A 24,859-nucleotide genomic window follows, 5' to 3' on the forward strand; every position below is an offset into this window, starting at 1 on the left:
CATGTCCCTCAGAGTTTTGCCAGATAGGGCTCGAGCGCGCGCAGGCCTTGCAGCGAATTCGCGGGCGCGTAGAGATCGAGATGCGGCAGCGCCGCTTTGATACCGCGCGCCTCGGGCGCATAGCCCTCCCAGGCCATCATCGGATTGAGCCAGACGATGCGGCGGCAGCGCCGGTGCAACGCCGCCATCTCGCGACCGAGCAGCGCGGCATCGCCGGTTTCGTACCCATCGGACACGATCATGACGCAGCTGCGCGAATGGATGACGCGCGAAGCGTGCCAACGGTTGAAGGTCTGCAGGCTCTCACCGATTTTCGTGCCGCCGCCCGCGCCCTGCGCCATGATCGAGAGACGGTCCAGCGCGCGGCTCGCGTCTCGCTCCTTCATAGCATCGGAGACATAGGCGAGGCGCGTGTGAAACAAGAACGCCTCCGCCTCGCGGAATTGGTCGAGCACGCCGTGAATGAAGCGCAGGAACACGCTAGTGTACATGCTCATCGAGCCCGAGGCATCGAGCAGCACGATCAGCCGCAGCGGCTTGTGCTTGCGCTGCCGCTTGACCAGGCTGATCGGCACGCCGCCATGGCTGATGTTGCGATGAATGGTGCGCCGGAGATCGAGTCGGTAGCCGCGCCGGCGCGCCAGATCGCGTCGGGTCAGGCGCGTGCGCATCGCCTTCGCGAGCTGCGCGGCGGCTTCGTGCGCCTGCGCGACCTGATCAGGATCGCTGAGCTTTCGGAAATCGACCTCCGCCAAATTCTCCGCACGCGAGGCGCCCTCCATGCGACCTTCGCCGGAGCGGCCTTCGGGCGCATCGTCGGATGACGGAAGCTGGTCGGTGACGGACTGGTTGCCGCCCTGCTCGGCCGATTTGTCTTGCAGGCTCTTCAGCGACGGATTGCTGGCGCCCGGCGTTGATCCCATGGTGCGAGACCGCGAGCGCACGCGCTTGCCGAGCCAGAACGCATCAAACAGCCCGTCGAACTTGTCCCAATCGGACTTCCGCGCCGAGAAGAGATGCTTGAACGCCGCGCGCAGCAGCCCCGGCTTCGTTGCATAACCGGCCGACATCAGCGTCGCCGCATCCTGCCCTTCGGCGAGCCCGACGCGAAAGCCAGCGTCGCGGAGCGTGCGCAGGAACGCGGCAAGCCGTGCGGACACGAGCTTGGAGACCTCGTTGAGATCATCGTATCCAGGGCTGGAGCCGCAGCAGCTCATGCAACCTTCCCCAGCAGGCGCTGCGTCACCTCGGGCGTGACGCGGGCGCGGTCCTCGTGGGTCTTCAAGAGACAAACCAGTGTCTCATGAACGATCTCCGGAGCATCATGGAGATCGCGAACATCAAGCCCGACGAGGGCGGCCACCCAGTCCAGCGTCTCGGCGACACCGGGGACCTTTCGCAGCTCTTCCTTGCGCACGCCTTCGACCATGCGCGCGATCTGGAGCGACAGCGACGGGCTGGCACCTGCGACCCGCGCCAGGATGATGCGGGTCTCGCGGTCGACATCGGGATAGTCGACGTAGTGATAGAGGCAACGGCGGCGCAGCGCGTCGGAGAGTTCGCGCGTGCCGTTCGAGGTCAGCACCACATGCGGGATCGTGACTGCTGGAATGGTGCCGAGCTCGGGGATCGAGACCTGGAAGTCGGACAGCAGCTCGAGCAGGAATGCTTCGAACTCGTCATCAGCGCGGTCGATCTCGTCAATCAACAGCACCGGCGCCTTCCGCCGACGGATCGCCGCGAGCAAGGGACGCTCCAGCAGATATTTTTCGGAGAACACCTGGTCCTCGATGCTGTCAGTGCCGCGATGGGCCTGGATCGCCAATAGCTGGCGCTGGTAGTTCCACTCATAGAGCGCGGATGACTGGTCGAGGCCCTCGTAGCATTGCAGCCGGATCAGCTCGGTCGCGTGTACCTTCGCCAGCGCCTTCGCCACCTCGGTCTTGCCGACGCCGGCCTCGCCCTCGAGCAGCAGCGGCCGCCGCAACAGCTGCATCAGCGAGATCGCAGTCGCGAGGTCCGCATCGGCGATGTAGCCCGATGCGGCCAGCGCTTGCGCGATCTCGTCACGGTTCTTCATGTAACCTCTCCGTCGTTCCGGGACGGTCCGTAGGACCGAACCCGGAACCTCGAGATTCCGGGTTCGCCTCTTCGAGGCGCCCCGGAATGACGAACCGACCCACTAAGCCACCGCCCCCAGATCCTTCGCCGCCCTCCAGTTGCGCCAGAAATCATGCGGCATCTGGATGTGCGTGCTCCCCAGGAACGAGAACGCGTCGTTGACGGCATTGGAGAAGGCCGGCACGCCGCCGACATTCGGGCTTTCGCCAACGCCCTTGGCGCCGATCGGGTGATGCGGCGACGGAGTGACGGTGAAGTCGGTCTCCCAATGCGGCGTCTCCACCGCGGTCGGCATGAAGAAGTCCATGAACGAGCCGGTGACCACGTTGCCGGTGTCGTCGTAGCGGATCTCCTGGCCCATCGCGATCGCGAAGGCCTCGGTGAGGCCGCCGTGCACCTGCCCCTCGATGATCATCGGATTGATGCGGGTGCCGCAATCATCGAGCGCATAGAAGCGCCTGACCTTGTACACGCCGGTATCGACGTCGATGTCCATCACGCAGAGATACGCGCCGAACGGATAGGTCATGTTGGGCGGATCGTAATAACTGACCGCCTCCAGCCCGGGCTCCATGCCCGGCGGCACTGAGTTATAGGCCGCCCAGCAGATATCCTTCATCGACATGAATTTTTCCGGCAGGCCCTTCACCCGGAAGCCGTCGATGTCGAATTCGAGGTCATCCTCGTGGACCTCGAGCTTGTAGGCCGCGATCATCTGCGCCTTGGCCTTGATTTTTCGTGCAGCCATGGCGATCGCAGCGCCCGCCACCGGCGTCGAGCGCGACCCGTAGGTGCCGAGCCCGTAAGGCGCTGTGTCCGTGTTACCCTCCTCGACCATGATGTTGTCAGCGGGTATGCCGATCTCGGTCGCGATGATCTGGGCCCAGGTGGTCTCGTGGCCCTGACCCTGGCTCTTGGTACCCATCCGCGCGATGCCCGCACCGGTCGGATGCATGCGGATCTCGCAGGAGTCGAACATCGCGATGCCCAGGATGTCGCAGTTCTTCGACGGACCGGCACCGACGATCTCGGTGAAGAATGAGACGCCGAGCCCCATGATCTCGCGGGTCTCGCCGCGCTTGAACGCGGCCCGCTTCTCCGCCTGCTCCTTCCGGAGCGCGGCGTAGCCGGTGGTCTCCATCATCTTGCGCATGGCGGTGTGGTAGTCGCCGGAATCGTATTCCCAGCCCAATGCCGAGTGATACGGAAACTGCTCCGGCTTGATGAAGTTCTTCAGCCGCAGCTCAGCCGGATCCATGTTGAGCTTTTGCGCCAGAATATCCATGGCCCGCTCGATGCAATAGGCCGCCTCCGTGACGCGGAACGAGCAACGGTAGGCGACGCCACCGGGCGCCTTGTTGGTGTAGACGCCGTCCACCGCCAGATGCGCGGTCGGGAAGTCGTAGGAGCCGGTGACGATGTTGAAGAAACCGGCCGGCCATTTCGACGGGTCTGCGCAGGCGTCGAACGCGCCGTGATCGGCAAGCACGTGCACGCGAAGGCCCGTGACTTTGCCGTCCTTGCTCGCGGCGATCTCGGTCGTCATGTGATAATCGCGCGCGAACGAGGTCGCGGTCAGGTTCTCGATGCGGTCCTCGACCCATTTCACCGGCTTGCCAGTGACGATGGAGGCCACGGCCGCGCAGATGTAGCCGGGATAGGCACCGACCTTGTTGCCGAAACCGCCGCCGATATCGGGCGCAATCACATGGATCTTCTGCTCCGGCAGTTTTGCGATCAGCGACACCACGGTACGAATCACATGCGGGGCTTGGAAGGTGCCATAGATTGTCAGCTCGCCCTTGATCTTGTCGAAAGAGCAGACGCACTGGCAGGTCTCCAGCGGCGACGGATGGGTGCGGTGATAGGAGATCATCTCCTTGATCGTCACCTCGGCCTTCTTGAAGGCGGCATCCGTCAGTTCCTTGTCGCCGACGCTCCACTCGAAGATGTGGTTGTGGTGCTTGCGCGGGCCGTGCGCGCCTGATGTCTTGCCGGCAAGATCTTCGCGCAGCACCGGCGCATCCTTGTCCATCGACTTGAAGGGATCGACCAGCGGCGGCAGCGGCTCGTATTCGACGATCACCTTGTTGATGCCGTCATCGGCAGCGTAGCGGTCGGTGGCAACGACGAAGGCGACCTCCTGGTTCTGGAACAGCACCTTACCGTCGGCCAGAACCATCTGCACGTCGCCCGCGAGGGTCGGCATCCAGGCGAGGTTGACGGTCTTCAGCGTCTCGGCAGTGATCACCGCGAGCACACCAGGCACCTTCAGTGCCTCGCTATCGTCGATCTTCTTGACGCGCGCATGCGGATGCGGCGAGCGGACGAAGTCGCCATGCAGCATGCCCGGGAGCTTGACGTCGTCGACGTAGTTGCCCTTGCCCTGCGTGAAGCGGATATCCTCGACGCGCTTGCGCTTGCAGCCCATGCCTTCGAGTGCGGCGGAGCGTTGTTCCCGCGTGGGAGTGAGGTCATTCATTCTGCCGCCTCCTGGAATTCCACGCCGTTGATCTTGGCGCTCGCGTACTGGATTGCCTTGACGATGTTCTGGTAGCCGGTGCAGCGGCAGATATTGCCTGATATGCCCATGCGGATTTCCGCCTCGCTCGGCGAAGGATTCTCCTTCAGCAGCCGATGCGCGCGCACGATCATGCCGGGCGTGCAGAAGCCGCATTGCAGCCCGTGCATCATGCGGAAACCTTCCTGCAGCGCCGACAGCGTGCCGTCGGCGTTCGCGATGCCTTCGATCGTGATGATGTCGGAGCCGTCGGCCTGCACCGCGAACATCGTGCAGGACTTCACCGACATGCCGTCGATGTCGACGGTGCAGGCGCCGCAATGCGTGGTCTCGCAGCCGATATGGGTGCCGGTCATCTGCAGGTTCTCGCGGATGAAGTGCACCAGCAGCGTGCGCGGCTCGACGAGGCCTTCGACCTCGGCGCCGTTCACCTTCATGGTGACGTGTGTTTTGGCCATTGGTCCCCTCCTCTATTTCGCGATGGCGGCGGCGCGCTGGAGCGCCCGCGTCACCATGATGCCGCCGACATGCTTTCGGTATTCGACCGGACCGCGCGCATCGGCAGCCGGCGCCATAATTGCCGAGGCCGCAGCAGCGGCTTTTTTCAGCGTGGCCGCATCGAGGCTCGTTCCGATCACCGCCTTGGCGGCATCGATGGCGAGCAGCGGCGTCTCGTGAACATTGGTGAGACCGATCGCGCAGGTCACGACCTTGCCGCCGGACATAGTGAGGACGACTGCGGCAGCGGCCGTCGCGTAGTCGCCGACCTTGCGCTTGAGCTTTTCGTAGGCGTAGCCGTGCCCGGCCGCCGGCACGGGTACCGAGACGGAGGTAAGGATTTCACCAGGCTCAAGCGCGGTGAAGTAGGCGCCCTGGTAGAAGTCAGCGGCCGCAACGTCCCGGGTGCCGCCGGGACCTTCGAGGCGATAGGTCGCCTCCAGCGTCATCATCAGCGCCGGCATGTCGTTGCCGGGATCGCCATTGGCGACATTGCCGCCGATCGTGCCGCGGTAGCGCACCTGCGGGTCGGCGATCAGCAGCGCGGCCTCGTGCAGGATTGGCATCGCCTTCGCGACCTCGTCGGAGGCCAGCAGCTCGTGCTGGGTGGTCATCGCGCCGATGATCAGATTGTTGCCGTTACGGCTGATGCCCTTGAGGGCGGCGATGCCGTGCAGATCGACCAAATGGGCGGGGGTGGCGAGCCGAAGCTTCATCATCGGCACCAGGCTGTGCCCGCCGGCCAGCGGCCGCGCCTCCTCGCCGAGGTCTGACAAGAGTTTGACGGCATCGGCGACGCTCGCCGGCCGGTGATAGCTGAATGAGCCCGGGATCATCATCTCCTCCCCTGATCGTCTCTGCGCGTGACGGCGCCGACGTTGGAGGAAACGGTCTCTCCGGACCGAACTGCCCGCAATCGTTCGGGCACAAGCGCGGGCTTTTTGCACGAATTGCGGGTGGCAACGCACGAATTGCGTCAGCTTGGGCGACGTATGACGGCGCTACACCTGCCGCCGGCTCGCCAGCCCGAGCCGGGCCTTCACCTCGGCGATCTTGGCCCGGCTCACGGGCACCCGATGCGGCGACGGGCCGTCGAGCTCGAGCACGGCGCCATCGCCCTCTTTCCGGACCAGGGCGACATGGGGAATGGCGACGATATGGCTGCGGTGCACCCGCAGGAACAGCGAGGGATCAAGCTGCGCCTCGGCCTCCGAGATCGACCACGGGCACATCCGCTCCCGCGTGCCGTCATGGACGCGTGTGTAATGCGCATCCGCCCGGACGCTGCGGACGCTCGCGGTGTCGATGAAGTGCGTGCCGTCGGCACTCTCGACCGGCAGTCGGGGAACCGGCGCGCGCGGCGGCTGACCGAGACCGCCGAGCGGCGCCATCGGGCGTGGCGATGCGCTTGCGGCCAGAAGCGGCTCGGCGCTAACAGGCGCGACAGCGGACGGCTCCGCAGCGACGGGCGCCTGCCGCCGCGAGTCCGGAACGAGCGATAGCAGGAAGCCTGCTGCGATGACGAAGCACAGCACCGCAACGACGATCGACAGGATTTGCTGCGACGCGGCAAGACCGCCGCCATGGTGATGCGCCGCATCGGTCAGCGGCTCGAAATGCATGCCCAGCATCGCAGTGTAATGCATGCCGGAGACGGCAATGCCGAAAGCAATGGAGCTAACGATCAGCCGAACGCCTTCCTGCTGCGCCAGGAAGGCGCGCAGGCCGCCATAGGCGGTGACGATGGCAACCACGACCGAGAGCAGCACCATCGAGGGGTCATGCACGATGCCGAACGAGCCAGCCAACCCATGAATGCCGACGTAATGCATGCTGGCGATGCCGACGCCGAGCAGCACGGCAGACGACGCCACGCGTTTCAGCGTGGGCTCGCCGATCGAAACAAAGAAGAGCGAGATGCCGACCACCAGCGCGCAGATCAGGAACGAGATGATGGTGGGAAGGACGAGATAGACCGTATCTGGCGGCAGTGGTGCGGCCAGCATGCCGACGAAATGCATGGTCCAGATACCGACCGCCAGAAACGCGGCCGCCCCCGCGAGCAGGACGCGGTTGCTGACGCCGGGCGTGTTGCGGATGCGAGCAGCAAGCGCAAAGCCGGTATAGCCACCCAGACTCGCGATCGCCACTGACAGCGCGACGAGAAAGGGATCGTGTCCTTCGAACATGATCTTGCCGGCCGCCCGTCTCCACGGCACGGCCTCCTCCCGCCGCCGACTTTATAGGGACGGCGACGGGATTGACAATCAGCGGCGTGTGAGCGGACCTTTACACAATTCCCGCCGCGACCTGGCCGCGCAGGCGCTCGAGGCCGAGCAGCGTCTCCGCACAGGCGGCCGCGACCTCGACGCCCTTGATCGCAAAGTGCCTGCGGAAGAAATCGTAGTGCACTTCGGTCTCGTGGAATTGCTGGGGCGTCAGCACGGCCGAGAACACCGGGACCTCGGTGCGGAGCTGCACGTCCATCAGCGCCTTGATCACGGTGTCGGCGACGAATTCGTGGCGATAGATGCCACCGTCAACGACCAGGCCTGCCGCAACGATCGCGGTGTAGCGCCGCGTCTTGGCGAGGACCTGCGCATGCAACGGGATCTCGAACGAGCCCGGCACCTCGAACACGTCGACATGGGTGAGATGGCGTGCCTCGGCTTCTTTCATGAAGGCGATGCGGGCTTCCGCGACGACGTCGCGGTGCCAGCAGGCCTGCACGAAGGCCACCCGCTGCGGTTTTGCAAAACGCGGATGCTCGGTCGCGGGGCCTTGCGGAACCGGCGGCTGTGTCTGGGAAGTATCGGTCTGGGGATCTTGCAACATCTGATTCATGGCTTTCCTTCAAGGGACCAGAATCAGGGCACACGGAACGACAAACAGCCGCACCTTGCGATGCGTCTGCCACCGACCGTTCTCTTTCATCCGGACTTTAACCGTCGGCTTCGGAGTTGCACCGAATCTGCTGACCCTTCCCGTCAGTCAAAGACCTTGGGGAAGGCGCTCGCGGGCTCAGGCCTTTCGGCCCTTACCGCCGGTGGGGACTTTCACCCCGCCCTGAGAACATCGGCCGCCCGGGATTGAGCGACCTGAGCGGAAATATGCCGCCAGTCCGGGGCCGCAAGCAAGCGAGTTCCGCAGCAAAAACCGCATGGTCCCATGCCGCCAGGGCGGTGCGGCCCTCGCGCAGTGGAATTAACGATTGGATTCCGGTTTGTTCTCAATCGTTAACAATTGTGGCCGAGATGAGCTGTGGACGAACGAGTCATGGCTTGTGGACGGACTCGCGACCCAGTTGCGCAGATTCCGCAAATCACATCAGTTGATCCGCGACAAGCCCGCGCTGGTCCCGGGATCGCAACAGCGACTCCCGGGGATCGCCTTAAGCGAAATTGAGGAAGCGCGCGCCGGACCAACCGCGTGCGTATCAAAGACAACAAGAAGGCAAGAGGTCGAGACGGCATGTCCCTGCTCGAAGGTACCATCGATTCCCGAAATCACCCGCTTGCGGTGGTCGAGGATATCGCTGCCAGCAACAACTGGCCGTTCGAACGCTCCGGCGAGGACGAGCTGACCATTGTCTCGAAGGGGCAATGGACTGACTACCAGATCTCCTTCACCTGGATGGGTGAAATCGAGGCACTGCATCTGGCCTGCGCTTTCGACATGAAGATTCCTGCCGCGCGACGGGGCGAGGTGCAGAAGCTCGTTGCTGCGGTCAACGAGCAATTGTGGATCGGCCATTTCGATCTCTGGACCAACACCGGCATGATCATGCACCGTCAGGCCCTGGTGCTGCCGGGTGGCCTCACCGCCTCGACCGCGCAATGCGAAGCCATGCTCGCCGGCGCGATCCACGCCTGCGAGCGCTACTTCCCGGCGTTCCAGTTCGTGGTGTGGGCGGGCAAGACCACAGCGCAGGCGATGGACGCGGCGATGTTCGATACGGTGGGCGAGGCGTAGGTCTCAAGAAGTGGGGGGCCGCAGCTCCCTCGCATCGTCCCGGCGAAGGCCGGGATCCATACTGCGTGATTCATCTTGTGGCACGCGGCTTGTTGCCAACGCCTTCGTCCACTAGAACCCCCTGTGGTTATGGGTCCCGGCCCCCCGTGCGCAATCGCGCACTAGGCCGGGACGACACCTTTTGTTTGGGTGACTACAGTGGCAAACAGCACTCTCCAAAATATCACCGGCACCATCCTGCTCGCCGGCGCCGGCAAGATGGGCGGCGCGATGCTGACCGGATGGCTGGCGGGCGGGCTCGATCCGGGCCGCATCGCCGTGGTCGAACCGCATCTCTCGCCTGAGATCACCGCGCTCGCCGCCAAGGGCGTTGCGCTCAATCCAGATGCGAAGGCAGCAGGCTTTGTTGATACGATGGTCGTCGCCGTGAAGCCGCAGATGTTTCGCGAGGCAGGCGCGAAGCTGAAATCATTCGTCTCGGACAAGACGTCGGTGGTCTCGATCATGGCGGGAACCACGATCGCCGCGCTCGAAGAGGTTTGCGGCGGCGCCGTGGTGCGCGCGATGCCGAACACACCGGCCGCGATCGGCCGCGGCATCACGGTCGCGGTCGCTGCAAAGAACGTCAGCGCCGCACAGCGCGCGGTCGCCGATGCATTGCTGCGCGCCACCGGCTCGGTCGAGTGGGTCGAAGATGAAAGCCTGATGGATGCGGTGACCGCCGTCTCCGGCTCCGGGCCCGCTTATGTATTCCTGCTCGCCGAAGAGCTTGCGCGGGCCGGCGTGGAGGCGGGATTGCCGGAAGCGCTGGCGACCAAGCTCGCGCGCGAGACGGTCGCCGGCTCCGGCGAGCTGCTGCACCAGTCGGATCTTCCCTCCGCGACGCTGCGCCAGAACGTCACCTCGCCCGGCGGCACCACGGCTGCCGCCCTCGGCGTGCTGATGGGCGAGCCCGGCTTGCGCGATCTGATGATCCGCGCCATCGCGGCCGCGACAAAGCGATCGAAGGAGCTCGCGAAGTAAGCAGGTGCGGTAGGGTGGGCAAAGGCGCAAAGCGCCGTGCCCACCATTCCTTTGTGGTGGATAAAGATCGTGGGCACGCTTCGCTTTGCCCACCCTACGGCACTACAGCATCGCGCCCTTGGCTAAGCCCCGAGCCGCTTGTTGAACATCTCGACGTTGACGAGCCCGCGCGCATGGCGGCCTTCGCCGAGCTTGCGCGCGCCTTCGAACGCTTCGACCTCGAAACGGATCACGCGGCGCTCGACTGCGATCACTTTCGCCGTCGTCCGCACCGTCGCGCCGACGAGGGCGGCCGCGAGATGGCGGATGTCGACCTCGGTACCGACAGTGACCCAGCCCGGCTGGAGCGCTGAGCGGATCGCATCGCCCGACGTCATCTCCATTTCCAGGATCATCATCGGGGTCGCATAGACCATCGGCATGCCGGGCACGAAATGCCCGACCGTGCGCTCGGCCGGCACCACCAGCGTACGCTCGGCGCTCATGCCGATCTGGATGAAATCGCGTGCGTCCATCGTGCCTCACACACGGTGTCGTCCCGGACAAGCGAAGCGCCGATCCGGGACCCATAGCCGCAGCATTAGTTTTGCTAAGACTCGGAGTTACCAGCGCCCCCACAACCACTCCCTGCGGCTATGGGTCCCGGCTTTCGCCGGGACGACGGCGGTGAATGCCGTGCTAGCGCCAGCTTACTTCTTCGCCGCGGCTGCGCGTTCCACGAACGTCTTGCCGCCCTTCATCTTGTGGCGGAGCGGGGCTTCGTTGATCTGGATGACGACGGCATCGGCGTCGACGCCGAGATTCTTCACCAGTGCCTGCGTGATGTCGCGCATCATGCCGGCCTTCTGCTCGTCGGTGCGGCCTTCGGCCATGCTGACGGTAATCTCAGGCATTATCTTCTCCCTGCTGTCGCGATGACCAGGCACACCCCGGTCGTTCTGAAGGTGCGCATCAAACAGGACTGACATGCCCGGGACAAGCCCGGGCATGTCGGCGTTCGCGAATGGCTAGCCCCAGCTCACGTCATGGCGCGCGAGGACCTCGCGCACTCTTGAAACGAGATCGGCCTCGCTACAGGAGAACTGCGCTGGCCGCGTCTCGCGCCATTCCTGGTTGGAGGCGATCGCGGCGGCCGCTTTCGCGCCCTCGACGAGATCCTTGATCTGGAGCTCGCCGCGCGCCTTTTCATCCGAGCCCTGGATGATCACGCAAGGTGAGTTGCGGCGATCGGCATATTTGAGCTGGTTGCCCATGTTCTTGGGATTGCCGAGATAGAGCTCGGCGCGGATGCCGGCGGAGCGCAAGCTTGCGACCATCTTCTGGTAGTCGGCGACGCGATCTCGGTCGAACACGGTGACGACGACGGGCCCGACTTCGGGCCGCGTGTCGAGCTTGCCGAGCAACGTCAGCGCGGCCTGCAGCCGCGACACGCCAATCGAGAAACCGGTCGCCGGCACCGGCTCGCCGCGGAAGCGGGAGACGAGACCGTCATAACGACCACCGCCACCGACGGAGCCGAAGCGCACGGGCCGACCCTTCTCGTCCTTGGTATCGAGCAGAAGTTCGACTTCGTATACGGGGCCGGTGTAATATTCGAGGCCGCGCACGACGGACGGATCGATCTTGATCCGATCCGCGCCGTAGCCGGACGCTGTGACAAGCTTGGCAATCTCTTCCAGCTCGCTGACGCCGGCTTGACCGGTCTCGCTCTTGGCCAGGTAGGTTTCCGCCGCAGCGATGGCTTCTTTCCAATCCTCGCGCGGCTTGGTGATAGCGAGAACGACGTCAGCCTCCGCCGCGCTGAGATTGGCGCCCTTAGTGAAGTCGCCCTTGCCTTCTTCGCCACCATCCCATCGTCCGGGACCGAGCAGCTTGCGCACTTCGTCAGCGGAAAATTTGTCGAGCTTGTCGATCGCGCGCAGCACGGTCAGGCGGCGCGCCGCATTCTCCTCACCCGCCAGCCCGATGGCTTCGAGAACGCCGTCGAGGACCTTGCGGTTGTTGACCTTCACCACATACTGGCCGCGCGCAACGCCGAGCGCTTCCATCGTGTCCGCTGCCATCATGCAGATCTCGGCATCCGCCGCGGGCGTTGCCGAGCCGACCGTATCGGCGTCAAACTGCATGAACTGACGGAAGCGGCCCGGGCCGGGCTTCTCGTTGCGGAAGACGTAGCCGACGCGGTAGCTGCGGTACGGCAGGACCAGACCGTCGGTGCCGTAGCGCTCGCCGACATAGCGCGCCAGCGGCGCGGTCAGGTCGTAGCGGAGCGAAATCCACTGCTCGTCATCGTCCTGGAACGAGAACACGCCTTCATTCGGGCGATCCTGATCGGGCAGGAACTTGCCGAGCGCGTCGGTGTACTCCATCGCCGGCGTCTCCACCGGCTCGAAGCCGTAGAGCTCGTAGACGGCGCGGATCTTCTCGACCATCTCGCGCGTCGCCCGGATCGCGGCAGGGTCGCGATCCTCGAGCCCGCGCGGCAGCCGCGCCTTCAGTTTCTGGGGTTTTTTGGGTTTTTCGGCCATGCGGGCGTTTACCAGCCGACGCGCGATGCGGCAACCGGAGTGTTCTTCACCTCGCCCCGCTTGCGGGGAGAGGTCGGTCGCGAAGCGACCGGGTGAGGGGGGGAGTCTCCGCGGACTCAGATCTCTCGAACTCGTGGTGAGAGCCCCTCACCCCACCCTCTCCCTGCAAGAGCGGGGCGAGGGAGTGAGAGATGAAGGCTCAAAACACCTTGCGGATCCAGTTGTGCGGATCGTTGGTGCGACCGTACTGGATATCGACGAGCTGCTTGCGCAGGCCCATCGCGACGGGACCGGCGGCGCCGCCCGAGATCTCGAAATCGCCGCTGACCGAGCGCACCTTGCCGATCGGCGAGATCACGGCCGCGGTGCCGCAGGCGAACGCTTCCTTCAGCTTTCCGCTAGCCGCATCCTTGCGCCATTGCTCCAGCGAATACGGCTCCTCGCGGACCGTCTTTCCGGCATCACGGGCGAGCGCGATGATGGAGTCGCGGGTGATGCCGGGCAGGATGGTGCCGAGCGGCGGCGTCGAGAGCGAGCCGTCGTCGAACACGAAGAACACATTCATGCCGCCGAGCTCCTCGATGTAGCGGCGCTCGACCGCATCGAGGAACACGACCTGATCACAGCCATGCTGGATCGCTTCGGCCTGCGCGCGCAGGCTCGCCGCATAATTACCGCCGCACTTGACGGCGCCGGTGCCGCCGACCGCGGCGCGGGTGTAATTCTCCGAGACCCAGATCGAAACCGGCGCGGGCCCGCCCTTGAAATAGGAGCCGACGGGCGAAGCGATCACCGCAAAGATGTATTCGGAGGATGGCTTGACGCCGAGGAAGGTCTCGCTCGCGATCATGAAGGGCCGCAGATAAAGGCTGCCCTCGCCGCCCGGCATCCAGGCGCGATCGATGCGCACGACCTGCTCGACCGCCTCGATGAAGACGTCTTCCGGCAATTGCGCCATCGCCATGCGGTCGGCCGAATCCTTGAAGCGGCGCGCATTGGCGTCGGGGCGGAACAGGTTCACGCCGCCGTCGTCGCGCTTGTAGGCCTTCAGACCTTCGAAAATTTCCTGGGCGTAGTGCAGCACCGCGCCCGCCGGATCGATCTGGAAGTTCGCGCGCGCCTCGACCTTCGCCTCGTACCAGCCACCCTTGGCCTGGTTGTAGCGGACCACAGCCATGTGATCGGTGAAGACACGTCCGAAGCCGGGGTCCACCAGCTTGGCGACCCGGTCCTTCTCGGGTGTCGGATTGGATGCGGGCTGGATGTCGAATTTCATGCTCATGTCCTTGCCTCCCGCTGCCGGTGGCGGCGCTGTTCTGGCGCCGGCCGCCCCTGTTCGGGCCCGGCTGGCTTGATGTGGTTTCTGGCCGAACCACCGCCAGCCTTGTTACGGCCGGTTTCCGTGGCCAGCATGTCCTTCGAGGACATGCTTTTGCGGAAGGCGGAAGTCCAGTATGTTTTGCCGAAATGCCGCTCGACAATCGCACGGTAGATCTGTTCCGGCCGTCGTCGCCTGTCCGGCTTCTCTCCGGCCGCTGTTAGGAATGCCACCCGATGCGAAACGATTTAAAATTTCGTGCGGGCTGATGGTTTTGTAACATTGAACCCAAGATACGTCAATATGCCTGACATAAATTTCGCGACTCCCTCTCAAGACGTTGCCGAGCCACGGCCGGCGGCAGGTGAAGGAGGCAATTTGCGCTGGGATATCATCGAGCTGCTGTTCTTCGCCTATCGCGATTTCGTCGGCGATCCCGACCAGGAGCTGGAGGCTTTCGGCTTCGGCCGGGCTCATCACCGGGTCATGCACTTCGTCTATCGCTATCCAGGACTGAAGGTCGCCGACCTGCTCGACGTCCTGCGCATCACAAAACAGTCGCTCGGCCGGGTGCTCAAGCAGCTGCTGGACGAGGGCTACATCGTGCAGAAGACCGGCGACAACGACCGCCGCCAGCGCCTGCTCTACGCCACGCCCAAGGGCGAGGCGCTGGTGCAGAAGCTCGCCGGCCTCCAGACCACGCGGATCACCAAGGCGCTCGCCGAGATGGCGCCTGATGATGCCGAGACCGTCAAGCGCTTCCTGCGCGCGATGATCGACCGCGACGATCCGGACAAGGTGCTGGAGACGATCTTCGCCGCCAATCAAGAGTCAAAGGAGTGACCGTGCCGCTTGCTGCTACGCTCGCCCGCCCGCCGGCGCAACCGGCCGACGATGCCCCGCACCTGCTGCTGGTCGACGACGATCGCCGCATCCGCGATCTCCTCTCGCGCTTTCTCGCGGCCGAGGGTTATCGCGTCACCACCGCCGCCAGCGCGGGCGATGCCCGCGCCAAACTGCTCGGACTGCATTTCGACCTGCTGATCCTGGACGTGATGATGCCCGGCGAAACCGGCTTCGATCTCGCCCGGTTCATCCGCACATCGTCCTCGGTGCCGATTTTGATGCTGACGGCGCGGCACGAAGCCGAGGCCCGCATCGAGGGCTTGCAGATCGGCGCTGACGATTATGTCGCAAAGCCGTTCGAGCCGCGCGAGCTGGCGCTGCGCATCAACAACATCCTCAAGCGCGCCGCGCCGCCGGTCCAGGCCGCGGCGGTGGAGAAGATCGCGTTCGGCACGTACGTCTATCACCTGGATCGCGGCGAGTTGCGCCAGGGCGAGGAGGTCATCCATCTTACCGACCGCGAGCGCGAGATGCTGCGCATTCTCTCGGAGACGCCAGGCGAGACCGTGCCGCGCAGCGCGCTCACGGGCAATGGCAGCGTCAACGAGCGCGCCGTTGACGTGCAGATCAACCGCCTCAGGCGCAAGATCGAGACCGATCCCGCCAATCCACTGTTCCTGCAAGCGGTGCGCGGCATCGGCTACCGGCTGGTCGCCTCGCCATAGTCAAGTGAAGCGCGCGAGATGAGCACGATCGACACCGGCCTGACGCTACTCCGAAGCGCCGCCGGGCGCGTCTCTGCCGCCAATGGCTGGATGGGCAACGCGTTCAAGGGCTGGATGCCGACCGGCCTCTATGCGCGCGCATTGCTGATCATGATCGTACCGATGGTGATCCTGCAGACCGTGGTCGCCTTCGTGTTCATGGAGCGGCACTGGAACACGGTGACACGGCGGCTGTCGGCCGCAGTGGTGCAGGACATCGCCGCGCTGATCGACGTTTACAAGAGCTATCCGCAGGACAAGGACCGCGCGCAGCTCAAGAGCATCGGGCAGCGGTTGCAATTGGTGGTCGATTTCCTGCCCCGCGGCGACATGCCGCCACCGGGACCCAAGCCGTTCTTCTCGCTGCTCGACCAAACGTTGTCGGTGCAACTCGGCCAAAAGATCGGACGCTCGTTCTGGATCGACACGGTCGGCCGTTCCAACCTCGTCGAGATCCGCATCCAGCTCGACGATGCCGTGATGCGCGTGTTCGCACAGCGCAGCGCGGCCTATGCCTCGAACTCGGAGATCTTCCTGTTCTGGATGGTCGGCACGTCCTCGATCCTGCTGATCGTGTCAGTGCTGTTCCTGCGCAACCAGATCAAGCCGATCCTGCGGCTTGCGGACGCCGCGGAAAGTTTCGGCAAGGGCCGCGAGGCGCCGAACTTCAGGCCGCGCGGCGCGCGCGAGGTGCGACGCGCGGCGGGCGCCTTCCTCGAGATGAAGTCGCGCATCGAACGCGCGATGGAGCAGCGCACAGCGATGCTCGCCGGCGTCAGCCACGATCTGCGCACGATCCTGACCCGCTTCAAGCTCGAACTGGAGCTGATCGGCGACAGTCCCGAACTCGAGGGCATGCGCAGGGACGTCGACGAGATGTCGATGATGCTGGAGGATTACCTCGCCTTTGCCCGCGGCGATTCCGGCGAGCAGTCGCAACCGACCGACATGGCGCAGGCGCTCGAGGAATTGCGCAGCGACGCCGAACGCCACGGTCACACCGCGACCGTGACATTCACTGGGCTGCCCGTGGTGACGGTGAAGCCGGCCTCGTTCAAGCGATGCCTCGCCAACCTCGTCACCAATGCCGCGCGCTACGGCAAGGCCATCGCCATTTCCGGCCAGCGCGATCATCGCTATCTGACCGTCACGGTCGACGACGACGGCCCCGGCATTCCCACCCATTTGCGCGAAGAAGTGTTCAAGCCATTCCTCCGCCTGGACAACGCCCGCAACCAGGACGAAGGCGGCACGGGCCTCGGGCTCGCGATCGCCCGCGACATTGCCCGCTCCCATGGCGGCGACATCACGCTGGGTGACAGTCCGATGGGTGGGTTACGCGCGAGCGTGAGAATACCGGTGTAGGAGGGTTCCTTTCCTTCCCCCCTTGTGGGAGAGGGTGAAGCGAACTCACTTCGGCAGCAGCGCCTTCAACTTGTCGACGTCGCGCACGTTCATCTTGAAGCCGCCGGGCATCACGATGTCGCCGGGCTTCTGGTCGGGCTTGCAGGCGCCGAGCCATTTCGCTTCCAGCGTCATGGTGGTGTCGCGCCCGGCAGTACCGGCGACGCCGCCCTGGGCATGCGACGAAGTCTTCACGGTGTAGGCCGAATTGAAATCCCCGGTGATCTCGGCATGCGAGGTCGTGGACATGCCGGCGACGCTGCATTCGGAATCGCTGACATAGCCGGTGGCCGTCTTCTTGATGTCCTGCTTGGAGCAGACCTGCTTGGCCATCGGCGAGACGTTGTTGTTCATCTCCTTGTCGACGGCCTCATCGGTGCAATGCTGCATGGTCATCTCCGGCATCGCAGAGCCTGATCTGACCATCTTCATTTCCCAGAGACCGGCCTTGCGCACCGGCAGATCGTCGGCAAAGGCGCCACTCGCCGACACCGCGAGGCAAACGGCTGATCCGAGCAAAGCGAGCTTGCGCGTCATGCGAGAGACTCCCGGGCTGAAATGGCCTAGCTTTTTCTTTGGCGTGACCTTGTCGGCGTTCCGAAATGCCTCAATAGAGCGTGCGGATCGGCCGGTCGGCGGCGCCATAGGGCACCCAGCGGCAGGAGAATGAGATGTAGCCGCCCTCATAGGCCTGCACCGCGAGGAATTTCACCACCTTGCCGTAGCGCGCGCAGTGATCGACCGCGACCTGGCGCGCATCGACCTGCGTCGCCATCGAATAGGCGATGATGCCGCCGGTGTCGTTGCCCTTGAACGGCGGCACCGGCAGGAGGTCGGCGCGCGCCGACTGGCTCGCCATCATACCCGAGACAAAAACCAGGCTGGCAAGAAGGCCCGCGGCCGCAATGATTCGCATTCCCGTCACTCCGATTGGTTGGCAACAGTTTACGGTGCCCGCGCAGCGGTGAAAAGAACGGAAGGCCTGTCGGCAGCGACGTTGTGATCAACTCCTGGCCAAGTGTTGCCGCGCTGCACTTGACCTCCCCCGCCCTTCGCGGCACCGTCCGGTCCTCACAGATCATGCTGTCTGGATTGCCCATGCGCGCCCCCTCCCCGAAATCGCTCCGCTTTGCCGCCGTTCTCGGCCTCGTGTTCGGGGCGCTGTCGCTCGGTCAGGCCAAGGCGGCCAATCCGCTGGAGCTGAACTTCTGGCTGAGCGGGCCGCGTTACGACGGCAATGTCGCCGAATGCGACAAGGCACTGCCGACGATCTCGACCCAGTTCTGGGAGAAGGAAAGCTCGTTCTGGAATTCGCCGCTGCAGATCACGGGCTTCGCAAACGTTCACGAGACCGCCTTCCGCCCCTGGGCATCGGACAACATTCCGCGCCGCTACTGCACCGGCGAGGCCATGCTCACTGACGGCAAGATGCGCCGGGTGCACTTCTCGATCATCGAGGATGGCGGCTTTGCCGGCTACGGCCAGGGCGTCGAATGGTGCGTGGTCGGGCTCGACCGCAACTGGGCCTACAATCCGTCCTGCCGCGCCGCAAAGCCCTGAGTCGAAGCGCCTGATTCGGGCCGATCCAGCGACCTGCGCGTCGGTCGCTCGAAATTTGTTCTTGAAATGTTCTTGATGGCTGCTAGGCTGATTGCACAGTCTAGTTGAGAGGCGTCTCCATGTTTCATTTTAGATTGCAATCGATCTCCCGTCTCGTGATCTCGCTGACCTTTGCCGGGCTGATCTCGCTGGGCGGCGGCGCCAACGCGCAGGACAAGCGGCAGAACGCGCCCGGCGAATTCGACTTCTATGTGCTATCATTGTCGTGGTCGCCGTCGTTCTGCGAGGAAGCGGCCGAGCGCGGTCGCAGTGGCGGGCGTTCGAACATCCAGTGCGAGGGACGGCCCTATTCCTTTGTGGTGCACGGGCTGTGGCCGCAATATGAGAGCGGCTTTCCGGAATATTGCCAGCGGCCGTCACCGCGGCTGAACCGTAACATCGTCTCCTCGATGCTGGATTTGATGCCGGCGCCAGGCCTGATCTTCAACGAGTGGGACAAGCATGGCACCTGCTCCGGGCTCGACGGCCGCAACTATTTCGAGACGATCCGCAAAGCCCGCGCCGTGATCAAGATTCCGGTCGAATATCTTGACCTGTCGCAGGCCAAGACCGTCGCGCCTGGCGAGGTCGAAGAAGCCTTCATCAAGGCCAATCCGGGCCTGAGCAACGCAGCCGTCTCGGTCACCTGCAACCGGACGAGGCTCTCCGAGGTTCGCATCTGCCTCAGCAAGGACCTGCAATTCCGCGCCTGCGAGGAGCTCGAACGCCACAGCTGTCGCCGCGACCAGGTGACCATGCCGCCAATCAGGGGCGGTTAGTTCCGTCATCGCGAGCCACCGGGTCCGCGTGTAGCGCGGTCCGATGACAGGCTCCGCGAAGCAATCCAGACTGCCGCCGCGGTTGGATTCTGGATTGCTTCGCTGCGCTCGCAATGACAAGGGGTTAGGATCGCGCCAGAACAACGTAGTCCTAATCTCATGAACTACCGCCACGCCTTTCACGCCGGCAACTTCGCCGATGTCATCAAGCACATCGTGCTGGCGCGCATCCTCACTTATTTGCAGGACAAGCCGGCCGCCTTCCGGGTCATCGACACCCATGCGGGTGCTGGCCTCTATGATCTCGACAGCGACGAGGCGCGCCGCAGCGGCGAGTGGCTGACCGGGATCGCGCGACTGCTGCAGGCGCGCCTCTCAAACGAGACAGTGGCGCTGACCAAGCCCTATCTGGACATCGTGCGCGCCTTCAATCCGAAGGGCGAGCTCAAGGCTTATCCGGGCTCGCCCCTGATCGCCCGTGGCCTGATGCGGCCGCAGGACCGGCTCGTGGCCTGCGAGCTGGAGCCGAAGGCGCGCAAGGCGCTGATCGATGTGCTGCGGCGCGACGAACAGGCGCGCGTGGTCGATCTCGACGGCTGGATGGCGCTGCCGGCTTTCGTGCCGCCGAAGGAGCGGCGCGGACTCGTGCTGATCGACCCGCCCTTCGAGGCGAAAGACGAGTTCGAAAGTCTGGGCGAGGCCTTCTCCACCGCCTTCGCGAAATGGCCGACCGGTATCTATGTAATCTGGTACCCTGCCAAATCCAGGCGCGCCACCGACGCGCTGGCGCAGCTCGTGGCACGCACCGCAGCGGCAGCAAAGACTCCGGGAAAATGTCTTCGCCTCGAATTCAGCGTCGCGCCGCAGCTTGATGGTGCGGCCCTCACCTCGGCCGGACTTCTGATCGTCAATCCGCCCTACACGCTGCAAGGCGAGCTCAAGACGATCCTGCCCGAGCTGGAAATGCCGCTCGGCCAAGGTGGGGCTGCCAGATTCCGATTGGAGATACCGCGCCCGTAACACTCCGGCATTCTTGGGAAAAATATGCAGGAGCGGTAGTCAATCTGCAAAGAACCGTATTATGCTGTTTCCGTGACTGGCTTTACGTTCCGCTTCCGCGAATGGTTGCGGCGGAGTGAAGGCCTAAGAAAGATCCCGGTCGGACCGATGGGTCCGCCTAAGGATGGCCAGCTCTCCCGGGCTTCGTAACGCCCGGTCATGTCGCGGCGCGCGTCTGCGTTGCGACGGAGGAGCAATGAGGGGGAGTTTCCCGATGGCCAATACGGGAACGGTCAAGTTCTTCAACGGCGAGCGCGGCTATGGCTTCATCAAGCCGGACGATGGCGGTCGCGATGTCTTCGTTCACATCACAGCAGTGGAGCGGGCGGGACTGAAGGACCTTGCCGAAGGACAGCGTATCACGTTCGAAGTCGAACCGGACAAGAAGGGGAAGGGGCCGAAGGCGGTCAATCTCGTGATCCTATCGTAGCGGACCTGCCCCAAAAAAACCTGACGCAAAAAAAGTCCCGGCCGCGAGCGGCCGGGAGGCTTCAGTCCGGTATTTTCTTATTTCGCTATCAGAAGTGATAATTCACGCCTGCGCGCACAACGCTGGCGCTATAGCCATTTGAGACGCCTGTAATCGCGAACTGACTCGACGATAGGTCGATGTAGAGATATTCGAGCTTCGCGCTCCAGTTCGGCGCAAGGCCGACTTCCGCGCCGACGCCGGCGGTCCAGCCCGCCGTCGTGTGCGACTCCGTCCAGCCGAAAGTCTGCGCGCGCAGCTCACCGAAGGAGAGGCCGGCGGTGCCGTAGACCAGAACGTTGCTGAAGGCATAGCCGGCGCGGCCGCGCAGCGTGCCGAACCAGGGATTGGAAAACTTCCACGGCGCAAAGGTGTCATCGGCACCCGCGGCCTGGATGTCGCCCTCGACGCCGAACACCCACGGGCCGTTCTGGAAATTGTAGCCCGCCTGCGCGCCGCCGACGAAGCCGGAGGGCTTTGCGGGATTGTTGCTCACCGAGCCCCATTCGTAGCCGAGATTGGCGCCGATATACGGGCCGGCCCAGCTATAGGCATTGAGCGGCTGATTGACCGTATAGGGCGCACGCTGCCCGTAATTGAGATCGGCGGCCCCTGCCGAAGCCGTCCAGGCGGCTGCAACCAACGCGGCTGCGCCTACAACGAGCCTCTTCATTCCACACTCCAACGCAACTGCCGTAACCGGTGCGATGCCCGCACCGCCGCGCCAGGCCAAACCGCTTGGTTACGGAACCACCACTTTATCGCGTAAGATTTATCGAGAGTTTTAAGTTAAAGGGCTGTTAAGACCCGTTACCGCGCTGTTAACAGACTTAAGGAAGCGTTACCGGGGACTGCACGCGCCATCCTGTGCGTGCGGTACGGCCGGAACTTCAAATCGGCCCTCCCAGCGCCTAAATTCGCACCATGGTTCACGATTCCTCCGACAAGCCGGGCGACGCACGCGCGCGCAAATCGCGGCAAGCCGCGACCGACGCCCCACCCCAGGAGACGGCGCCGCCGGACCTCGATCCCGCCACCAGCGGTGGCGACGATGAGGACGATGCGCGGCTGCCCGACATTCTCGAGGAAAGCGGCGCGATCGGCGAAGAGCCGCTGGCGTCAGGTCACGAGGCGATCGAGCGCGCCGTCCGGCTGGCACCCACCTCGCCCGGCGTCTATCGCATGCTCAGTGCGAACGCCGACGTGCTCTATGTCGGCAAGGCCAAGAACGTCAAAAAGCGCCTCTCAAACTATGCGCGCCAGAGCGCGCCGCTGCCGGCGCGCATCCTGCGCATGATCGCGGCCACGGTGACCGTGGAGATCGTCTCGACCACGACCGAGACCGAGGCGCTGCTGCTGGAAGCCAATCTGATCAAGCAGCTGCGGCCGCGCTTCAACGTGCAGCTGCGCGACGACAAATCGTTTCCCTATATCCTGATCACCGGCGACCATTGGGCTCCGCAAATTCTCAAGCATCGCGGCGCGCAGACCCGCCCCGGGCGCTATTTCGGCCCGTTCGCCTCCGCCGGTGCAGTCAACCGCACCATCACCGCACTTCAGCGCGCGTTCCTGATCCGCTCCTGCACGGACTCGTTCTTCGAGAGCCGCACCCGGCCCTGCCTGCTCTACCAGATCCGCCGCTGTGCCGGCCCCTGCACCCGCGAGATCGATTTCGGCGGCTATGCGACGCTGGTGCGCGAAGCCACCGACTTCCTCTCCGGCAAGAGCCATGCCGTGAAGCAGGAGCTTGCCGCGGAGATGGAGAAAGCCTCAGGCGAGCTCGAGTTCGAGAGCGCGGCGCTCTATCGCGACCGCCTCGCTGCGCTATCGGCGATCCAGTCGCAGCAGGGCATCAATCCGCGCACGGTCGAGGAAGCCGACGTGTTCGCCATCCACCAGGAGGGCGGCTTCTCCTGCGTCGAAGTGTTCTTCTTCCGCACCGGGCAGAACTGGGGCAACCGCGCTTATTTTCCGCGCGCCGAGAAGACCTATACGCCTGAGGAGGTGCTCGGGTCCTTCCTCGCCCAGTTCTACGACGACAAGCCGCCGCCGAAGACCATCCTGCTCTCGCACGAGATCGAAGAGAGCGACCTGCTCGCCAACGCGCTGTCGATCAAGGCCGGCCACAAGGTCGAGGTCATCGCGCCCAAGCGCGGCGAGAAGAAGGAGCTCGTCACCCACGCGCTGACTAATGCGCGCGAGGCGCTCGGCCGCAAGCTCGCCGATACTGCAACCCAGAGCCGCCTGCTCGACGCCATGGCTGCGACGCTGAACCTGCCGCATGCGCCCAAGCGCATCGAGGTCTACGACAACAGCCACATCCAGGGTACCAACGCGGTCGGCGCGATGATCGTCGCCGGCCCGGATGGTTTCGTGAAGAACCAGTACCGCAAGTTCAACATCAAGTCGGAAGGGATCACCCCGGGCGACGACTTCGCCATGATGCGCGAGGTGCTGGAGCGCCGCTTCAAGCGCCTGATCAACCCGCCCGAAGAGGGTGCGACCAAGGACAGCAACAAGGCCAAGGACGATGATTTCCCGCAATGGCCCGATCTCGTGATCATCGACGGCGGCCGTGGCCAGCTCAATGCCGTCAGGGAGATATTTGCCAATCTCGGCCTGACCCAGGTCTCGCTGATGTCGGTCGCCAAGGGTCCGGACCGTGACGCCGGCCGCGAGACCCTGTTCATGCCGGAGCGCGAGGCGATCAAGCTGGAGCCGCGCGACCCGGTGCTCTATTTCATCCAGCGCCTGCGGGACGAGGCCCACCGTTTCGTCATCGGCTCGCACCGCAAGCTGCGCAAGAAGGACATCCGCGAGGCCGGTTTGCAGGAGATTCCGGGCATCGGCCCGTCACGCAAACGGGCCTTGCTGCACCATTTCGGAACCCTGAAGGAGATCGAACGGGCCTCGATCGCCGATCTTGGCAAGGTTCCTGGGGTGAGCGCCGAGAGCGCCCGCAGGATATTCGACTATTTCCATCCCCAGCCGGGGTGAACTAAAGGGGCTGTAGTCATATGGTCGTCGCATCCTGTACCCCAATGGGGACGGACGGTTGACCTTCAGGCTTGAGCGGTATTGGTAGGACGGATGAACATCGCCACGACACGAGGGACGACCAGCCGCGCGATGTCCCTCCCGAACATCCTGACCTATGGCCGGATCGCTGCGATCCCGGTCGTGGTCGGATGCATCTATGCGCAATCGATCATGGACTATCCGTTGTGGCTGCGCTGGGTCGCGGTCGCGATCTTCATCGGCGCCGCGGTCACGGATTATCTCGACGGCTATTATGCCCGGATCTGGAATCAGCAATCGGCATTTGGCCGGATGCTCGACCCGATCGCCGACAAGCTGCTGGTCGCCTCCTGCCTCCTCATGCTGGCCGCCGACGGCATCATCCATGGCTGGTCGCTGTGGGCCGCCATCGTGATCCTGTGCCGCGAGATCCTGGTCTCGGGCCTGCGCGAATATCTGGCGGCGCTGCGCGTCAGCGTGCCCGTGACCAAGCTCGCCAAGTGGAAGACCACCGTTCAGCTCGTCGCCATCGGTTTCCTGCTCGCCGGTCCCGCGGGTGACGAGGTCGTCTCCGTGGTCTCGCTGATCGGCCTCGTCCTGCTATGGGCCTCGGCGATCCTGACGATGTACACGGGCTACGATTATTTCCGCGCCGGCATCCACCACCTCATCAAGGAGGATGAGGGATGAAGGTGAAGTATTTTGCCTGGGTGCGCGAGCGCGTCGGAAAGGCCGAGGAAATCATCGAGCCGCCCGCGACCGTGCGCACCGTCGAGGAGCTGATCGCCTGGCTCTCCGCGAGAAGCGAGGCCTATGCGTATGCCTTCGAGAAGCCGAAGGTGATCCGCACCGCGATCGACCACGCCCACGTCAAGGCGGACGCTGCCATCGCCGGCGCCCGCGAGATCGCGTTCTTCCCGCCGATGACCGGCGGCTAGGC

Annotated in this window: 26 protein-coding genes and 1 riboswitch; of the genes, 12 read left to right on the plus strand and 14 right to left on the minus strand. The window is 64.3% G+C overall.

What is annotated here, in order from left to right; all coding sequences use genetic code 11:
* Positions 1 to 8: 8 nt before the first annotated feature.
* The 7 genes from L6639_RS25975 to L6639_RS26005 form a co-directional block, all read right to left on the minus strand.
* Entirely contained in the window at positions 9 to 1,217 is a 1,209-nt protein-coding gene (locus L6639_RS25975; protein WP_237864473.1) for a vWA domain-containing protein, read from the minus strand.
* On the minus strand, positions 1,214 to 2,080 hold the full coding sequence (locus L6639_RS25980; protein ID WP_237864474.1) for an AAA family ATPase: 867 nt from the start codon (positions 2,078 to 2,080) through the stop codon (positions 1,214 to 1,216). The genes L6639_RS25975 and L6639_RS25980 overlap by 4 nt, the downstream gene beginning before the upstream one ends.
* 102 nt (positions 2,081 to 2,182) lie before the next feature.
* Entirely contained in the window at positions 2,183 to 4,603 is a 2,421-nt protein-coding gene (locus tag L6639_RS25985) for an aerobic carbon-monoxide dehydrogenase large subunit (protein WP_237864475.1), read from the minus strand.
* Positions 4,600 to 5,100 carry a (2Fe-2S)-binding protein gene (locus tag L6639_RS25990; protein WP_237864476.1) on the minus strand — a complete coding sequence of 167 codons (501 nt, stop codon included), beginning with the start codon at positions 5,098 to 5,100 and terminating at the stop codon, positions 4,600 to 4,602. Before L6639_RS25990 ends, L6639_RS25985 begins: the two co-directional genes overlap by 4 nt.
* Before the next feature lie 12 nt (positions 5,101 to 5,112).
* Positions 5,113 to 5,976, minus strand: coding sequence for an FAD binding domain-containing protein (locus L6639_RS25995; RefSeq protein WP_237864477.1), 864 nt, complete (start codon positions 5,974 to 5,976; stop codon positions 5,113 to 5,115).
* Positions 5,977 to 6,141: 165 nt separating this feature from the next.
* Complete coding sequence (locus L6639_RS26000; protein ID WP_237864661.1) at positions 6,142 to 7,329, minus strand: MHYT domain-containing protein; 1,188 nt, start codon at positions 7,327 to 7,329, stop codon at positions 6,142 to 6,144.
* 100 nt (positions 7,330 to 7,429) lie between these two features.
* A complete protein-coding gene (locus tag L6639_RS26005; RefSeq protein WP_237864478.1) occupies positions 7,430 to 7,984 on the minus strand; it encodes a 6,7-dimethyl-8-ribityllumazine synthase in 555 nt (184 codons plus the stop codon).
* Positions 7,985 to 8,058: 74 nt separating this feature from the next.
* A riboswitch (FMN riboswitch) is annotated at positions 8,059 to 8,218 on the minus strand.
* A gap of 393 nt (positions 8,219 to 8,611) precedes the next feature.
* Between L6639_RS26005 and L6639_RS26010 the strand changes: the two genes are divergently transcribed.
* Both L6639_RS26010 and proC read left to right on the plus strand, forming a co-directional pair.
* On the plus strand, positions 8,612 to 9,112 hold the full coding sequence (locus tag L6639_RS26010) for a type III secretion system chaperone family protein (protein WP_220006469.1): 501 nt from the start codon (positions 8,612 to 8,614) through the stop codon (positions 9,110 to 9,112).
* 198 nt (positions 9,113 to 9,310) lie between these two features.
* Positions 9,311 to 10,135, plus strand: coding sequence for a pyrroline-5-carboxylate reductase (gene proC, locus L6639_RS26015; protein WP_237864479.1), 825 nt, complete (start codon positions 9,311 to 9,313; stop codon positions 10,133 to 10,135).
* 122 nt (positions 10,136 to 10,257) lie between these two features.
* Here the strand turns inward: proC and L6639_RS26020 are convergent, their stop codons facing one another.
* From L6639_RS26020 to L6639_RS26035, 4 genes are all read right to left on the minus strand, one after another.
* Positions 10,258 to 10,650 carry a thioesterase family protein gene (locus L6639_RS26020; protein ID WP_237864480.1) on the minus strand — a complete coding sequence of 131 codons (393 nt, stop codon included), beginning with the start codon at positions 10,648 to 10,650 and terminating at the stop codon, positions 10,258 to 10,260.
* A gap of 174 nt (positions 10,651 to 10,824) precedes the next feature.
* Positions 10,825 to 11,028: a tautomerase family protein gene (locus L6639_RS26025; RefSeq protein ID WP_008144861.1), complete on the minus strand. Its 204-nt coding sequence runs from the start codon at positions 11,026 to 11,028 to the stop codon at positions 10,825 to 10,827.
* A 114-nt stretch (positions 11,029 to 11,142) separates the two neighbouring features.
* On the minus strand, positions 11,143 to 12,663 hold the full coding sequence (gene hisS, locus L6639_RS26030; protein ID WP_237864481.1) for a histidine--tRNA ligase: 1,521 nt from the start codon (positions 12,661 to 12,663) through the stop codon (positions 11,143 to 11,145).
* A gap of 199 nt (positions 12,664 to 12,862) precedes the next feature.
* Complete coding sequence (locus tag L6639_RS26035) at positions 12,863 to 13,945, minus strand: branched-chain amino acid aminotransferase (RefSeq protein ID WP_237864482.1); 1,083 nt, start codon at positions 13,943 to 13,945, stop codon at positions 12,863 to 12,865.
* 339 nt (positions 13,946 to 14,284) lie between these two features.
* Between L6639_RS26035 and L6639_RS26040 the strand changes: the two genes are divergently transcribed.
* From L6639_RS26040 to L6639_RS26050, 3 genes are read left to right on the plus strand one after another with little or no spacing between them, the layout of a single operon-like run.
* Positions 14,285 to 14,824: a MarR family winged helix-turn-helix transcriptional regulator gene (locus L6639_RS26040; protein ID WP_237864483.1), complete on the plus strand. Its 540-nt coding sequence runs from the start codon at positions 14,285 to 14,287 to the stop codon at positions 14,822 to 14,824.
* Positions 14,821 to 15,552 (plus strand): response regulator transcription factor, encoded by a 732-nt coding sequence (locus tag L6639_RS26045; RefSeq protein WP_237864484.1) that lies wholly within the window; start codon positions 14,821 to 14,823, stop codon positions 15,550 to 15,552. Before L6639_RS26040 ends, L6639_RS26045 begins: the two co-directional genes overlap by 4 nt.
* An 18-nt stretch (positions 15,553 to 15,570) precedes the next feature.
* On the plus strand, positions 15,571 to 16,956 hold the full coding sequence (locus tag L6639_RS26050; protein WP_237864485.1) for an ATP-binding protein: 1,386 nt from the start codon (positions 15,571 to 15,573) through the stop codon (positions 16,954 to 16,956).
* Positions 16,957 to 17,001: 45 nt separating this feature from the next.
* Here the strand turns inward: L6639_RS26050 and L6639_RS26055 are convergent, their stop codons facing one another.
* Positions 17,002 to 17,532 (minus strand): DUF3617 domain-containing protein, encoded by a 531-nt coding sequence (locus L6639_RS26055; protein ID WP_237864486.1) that lies wholly within the window; start codon positions 17,530 to 17,532, stop codon positions 17,002 to 17,004.
* 70 nt (positions 17,533 to 17,602) lie between these two features.
* Positions 17,603 to 17,911 carry a hypothetical protein gene (locus L6639_RS26060; RefSeq protein WP_237864487.1) on the minus strand — a complete coding sequence of 103 codons (309 nt, stop codon included), beginning with the start codon at positions 17,909 to 17,911 and terminating at the stop codon, positions 17,603 to 17,605.
* Positions 17,912 to 18,093: 182 nt separating this feature from the next.
* Between L6639_RS26060 and L6639_RS26065 the strand changes: the two genes are divergently transcribed.
* From L6639_RS26065 to L6639_RS26080, 4 genes are all read left to right on the plus strand, one after another.
* The gene (locus L6639_RS26065; protein WP_237864488.1) at positions 18,094 to 18,555 is read left to right on the plus strand and encodes a hypothetical protein; all 462 of its coding nucleotides are present in this window, start codon (positions 18,094 to 18,096) and stop codon (positions 18,553 to 18,555) included.
* Positions 18,556 to 18,674: 119 nt separating this feature from the next.
* Positions 18,675 to 19,373 (plus strand): ribonuclease T2 family protein, encoded by a 699-nt coding sequence (locus tag L6639_RS26070; protein ID WP_237864489.1) that lies wholly within the window; start codon positions 18,675 to 18,677, stop codon positions 19,371 to 19,373.
* A gap of 159 nt (positions 19,374 to 19,532) precedes the next feature.
* Entirely contained in the window at positions 19,533 to 20,393 is an 861-nt protein-coding gene (locus L6639_RS26075) for a 23S rRNA (adenine(2030)-N(6))-methyltransferase RlmJ (RefSeq protein ID WP_237864490.1), read from the plus strand.
* A gap of 253 nt (positions 20,394 to 20,646) precedes the next feature.
* Positions 20,647 to 20,862 (plus strand): cold-shock protein, encoded by a 216-nt coding sequence (locus L6639_RS26080; protein ID WP_027534220.1) that lies wholly within the window; start codon positions 20,647 to 20,649, stop codon positions 20,860 to 20,862.
* Positions 20,863 to 20,950: 88 nt separating this feature from the next.
* On the opposite strand, the gene L6639_RS26085 is transcribed toward L6639_RS26080, so the two are convergent.
* Positions 20,951 to 21,574: an outer membrane protein gene (locus L6639_RS26085; RefSeq protein WP_237864491.1), complete on the minus strand. Its 624-nt coding sequence runs from the start codon at positions 21,572 to 21,574 to the stop codon at positions 20,951 to 20,953.
* Positions 21,575 to 21,825: 251 nt separating this feature from the next.
* Here L6639_RS26085 and uvrC point away from each other — a divergent pair, with 251 nt between their 5' ends.
* From uvrC to moaD, 3 genes are all read left to right on the plus strand, one after another.
* On the plus strand, positions 21,826 to 23,898 hold the full coding sequence (uvrC, locus tag L6639_RS26090; protein ID WP_237864492.1) for an excinuclease ABC subunit UvrC: 2,073 nt from the start codon (positions 21,826 to 21,828) through the stop codon (positions 23,896 to 23,898).
* Positions 23,899 to 23,991: 93 nt separating this feature from the next.
* A complete protein-coding gene (gene pgsA / locus L6639_RS26095) occupies positions 23,992 to 24,609 on the plus strand; it encodes a CDP-diacylglycerol--glycerol-3-phosphate 3-phosphatidyltransferase (RefSeq protein ID WP_212236107.1) in 618 nt (205 codons plus the stop codon).
* Entirely contained in the window at positions 24,606 to 24,857 is a 252-nt protein-coding gene (gene moaD, locus L6639_RS26100; RefSeq protein WP_237864493.1) for a molybdopterin converting factor subunit 1, read from the plus strand. The genes pgsA and moaD overlap by 4 nt, the downstream gene beginning before the upstream one ends.
* Positions 24,858 to 24,859: the final 2 nt, after the last annotated feature.

This window comes from Bradyrhizobium zhengyangense (assembly GCF_022012555.1).
Classification (GTDB): Bacteria; Pseudomonadota; Alphaproteobacteria; order Rhizobiales; family Xanthobacteraceae; genus Bradyrhizobium; species Bradyrhizobium zhengyangense.

Excerpts from the sequence above, each read along its gene's own strand:
- L6639_RS26040 (WP_237864483.1), top strand. The coding sequence starts at position 14,285 with ATGCCTGACATAAATTTCGCGACTCCCTCTCAAGACGTTGCCGAGCCA.
- L6639_RS25990 (WP_237864476.1), bottom strand. The coding sequence starts at position 5,100 with ATGGCCAAAACACACGTCACCATGAAGGTGAACGGCGCCGAGGTCGAA.
- L6639_RS25975 (WP_237864473.1), bottom strand. The coding sequence starts at position 1,217 with ATGAGCTGCTGCGGCTCCAGCCCTGGATACGATGATCTCAACGAGGTC.
- L6639_RS26050 (WP_237864485.1), top strand. The coding sequence starts at position 15,571 with ATGAGCACGATCGACACCGGCCTGACGCTACTCCGAAGCGCCGCCGGG.
- uvrC (WP_237864492.1), top strand. The coding sequence starts at position 21,826 with ATGGTTCACGATTCCTCCGACAAGCCGGGCGACGCACGCGCGCGCAAA.
- L6639_RS26055 (WP_237864486.1), bottom strand. The coding sequence starts at position 17,532 with ATGACGCGCAAGCTCGCTTTGCTCGGATCAGCCGTTTGCCTCGCGGTG.
- L6639_RS25980 (WP_237864474.1), bottom strand. The coding sequence starts at position 2,080 with ATGAAGAACCGTGACGAGATCGCGCAAGCGCTGGCCGCATCGGGCTAC.
- L6639_RS26070 (WP_237864489.1), top strand. The coding sequence starts at position 18,675 with ATGTTTCATTTTAGATTGCAATCGATCTCCCGTCTCGTGATCTCGCTG.
- L6639_RS25995 (WP_237864477.1), bottom strand. The coding sequence starts at position 5,976 with ATGATCCCGGGCTCATTCAGCTATCACCGGCCGGCGAGCGTCGCCGAT.
- L6639_RS26005 (WP_237864478.1), bottom strand. The coding sequence starts at position 7,984 with ATGAATCAGATGTTGCAAGATCCCCAGACCGATACTTCCCAGACACAG.
- L6639_RS26035 (WP_237864482.1), bottom strand. The coding sequence starts at position 13,945 with ATGAGCATGAAATTCGACATCCAGCCCGCATCCAATCCGACACCCGAG.
- L6639_RS25985 (WP_237864475.1), bottom strand. The coding sequence starts at position 4,603 with ATGAATGACCTCACTCCCACGCGGGAACAACGCTCCGCCGCACTCGAA.
- hisS (WP_237864481.1), bottom strand. The coding sequence starts at position 12,663 with ATGGCCGAAAAACCCAAAAAACCCCAGAAACTGAAGGCGCGGCTGCCG.
- L6639_RS26065 (WP_237864488.1), top strand. The coding sequence starts at position 18,094 with ATGCGCGCCCCCTCCCCGAAATCGCTCCGCTTTGCCGCCGTTCTCGGC.
- L6639_RS26080 (WP_027534220.1), top strand. The coding sequence starts at position 20,647 with ATGGCCAATACGGGAACGGTCAAGTTCTTCAACGGCGAGCGCGGCTAT.
- L6639_RS26085 (WP_237864491.1), bottom strand. The coding sequence starts at position 21,574 with ATGAAGAGGCTCGTTGTAGGCGCAGCCGCGTTGGTTGCAGCCGCCTGG.
- L6639_RS26060 (WP_237864487.1), bottom strand. The coding sequence starts at position 17,911 with ATGCGAATCATTGCGGCCGCGGGCCTTCTTGCCAGCCTGGTTTTTGTC.
- L6639_RS26000 (WP_237864661.1), bottom strand. The coding sequence starts at position 7,329 with ATGTTCGAAGGACACGATCCCTTTCTCGTCGCGCTGTCAGTGGCGATC.
- L6639_RS26075 (WP_237864490.1), top strand. The coding sequence starts at position 19,533 with ATGAACTACCGCCACGCCTTTCACGCCGGCAACTTCGCCGATGTCATC.
- L6639_RS26010 (WP_220006469.1), top strand. The coding sequence starts at position 8,612 with ATGTCCCTGCTCGAAGGTACCATCGATTCCCGAAATCACCCGCTTGCG.
- moaD (WP_237864493.1), top strand. The coding sequence starts at position 24,606 with ATGAAGGTGAAGTATTTTGCCTGGGTGCGCGAGCGCGTCGGAAAGGCC.
- L6639_RS26020 (WP_237864480.1), bottom strand. The coding sequence starts at position 10,650 with ATGGACGCACGCGATTTCATCCAGATCGGCATGAGCGCCGAGCGTACG.
- L6639_RS26025 (WP_008144861.1), bottom strand. The coding sequence starts at position 11,028 with ATGCCTGAGATTACCGTCAGCATGGCCGAAGGCCGCACCGACGAGCAG.
- pgsA (WP_212236107.1), top strand. The coding sequence starts at position 23,992 with ATGAACATCGCCACGACACGAGGGACGACCAGCCGCGCGATGTCCCTC.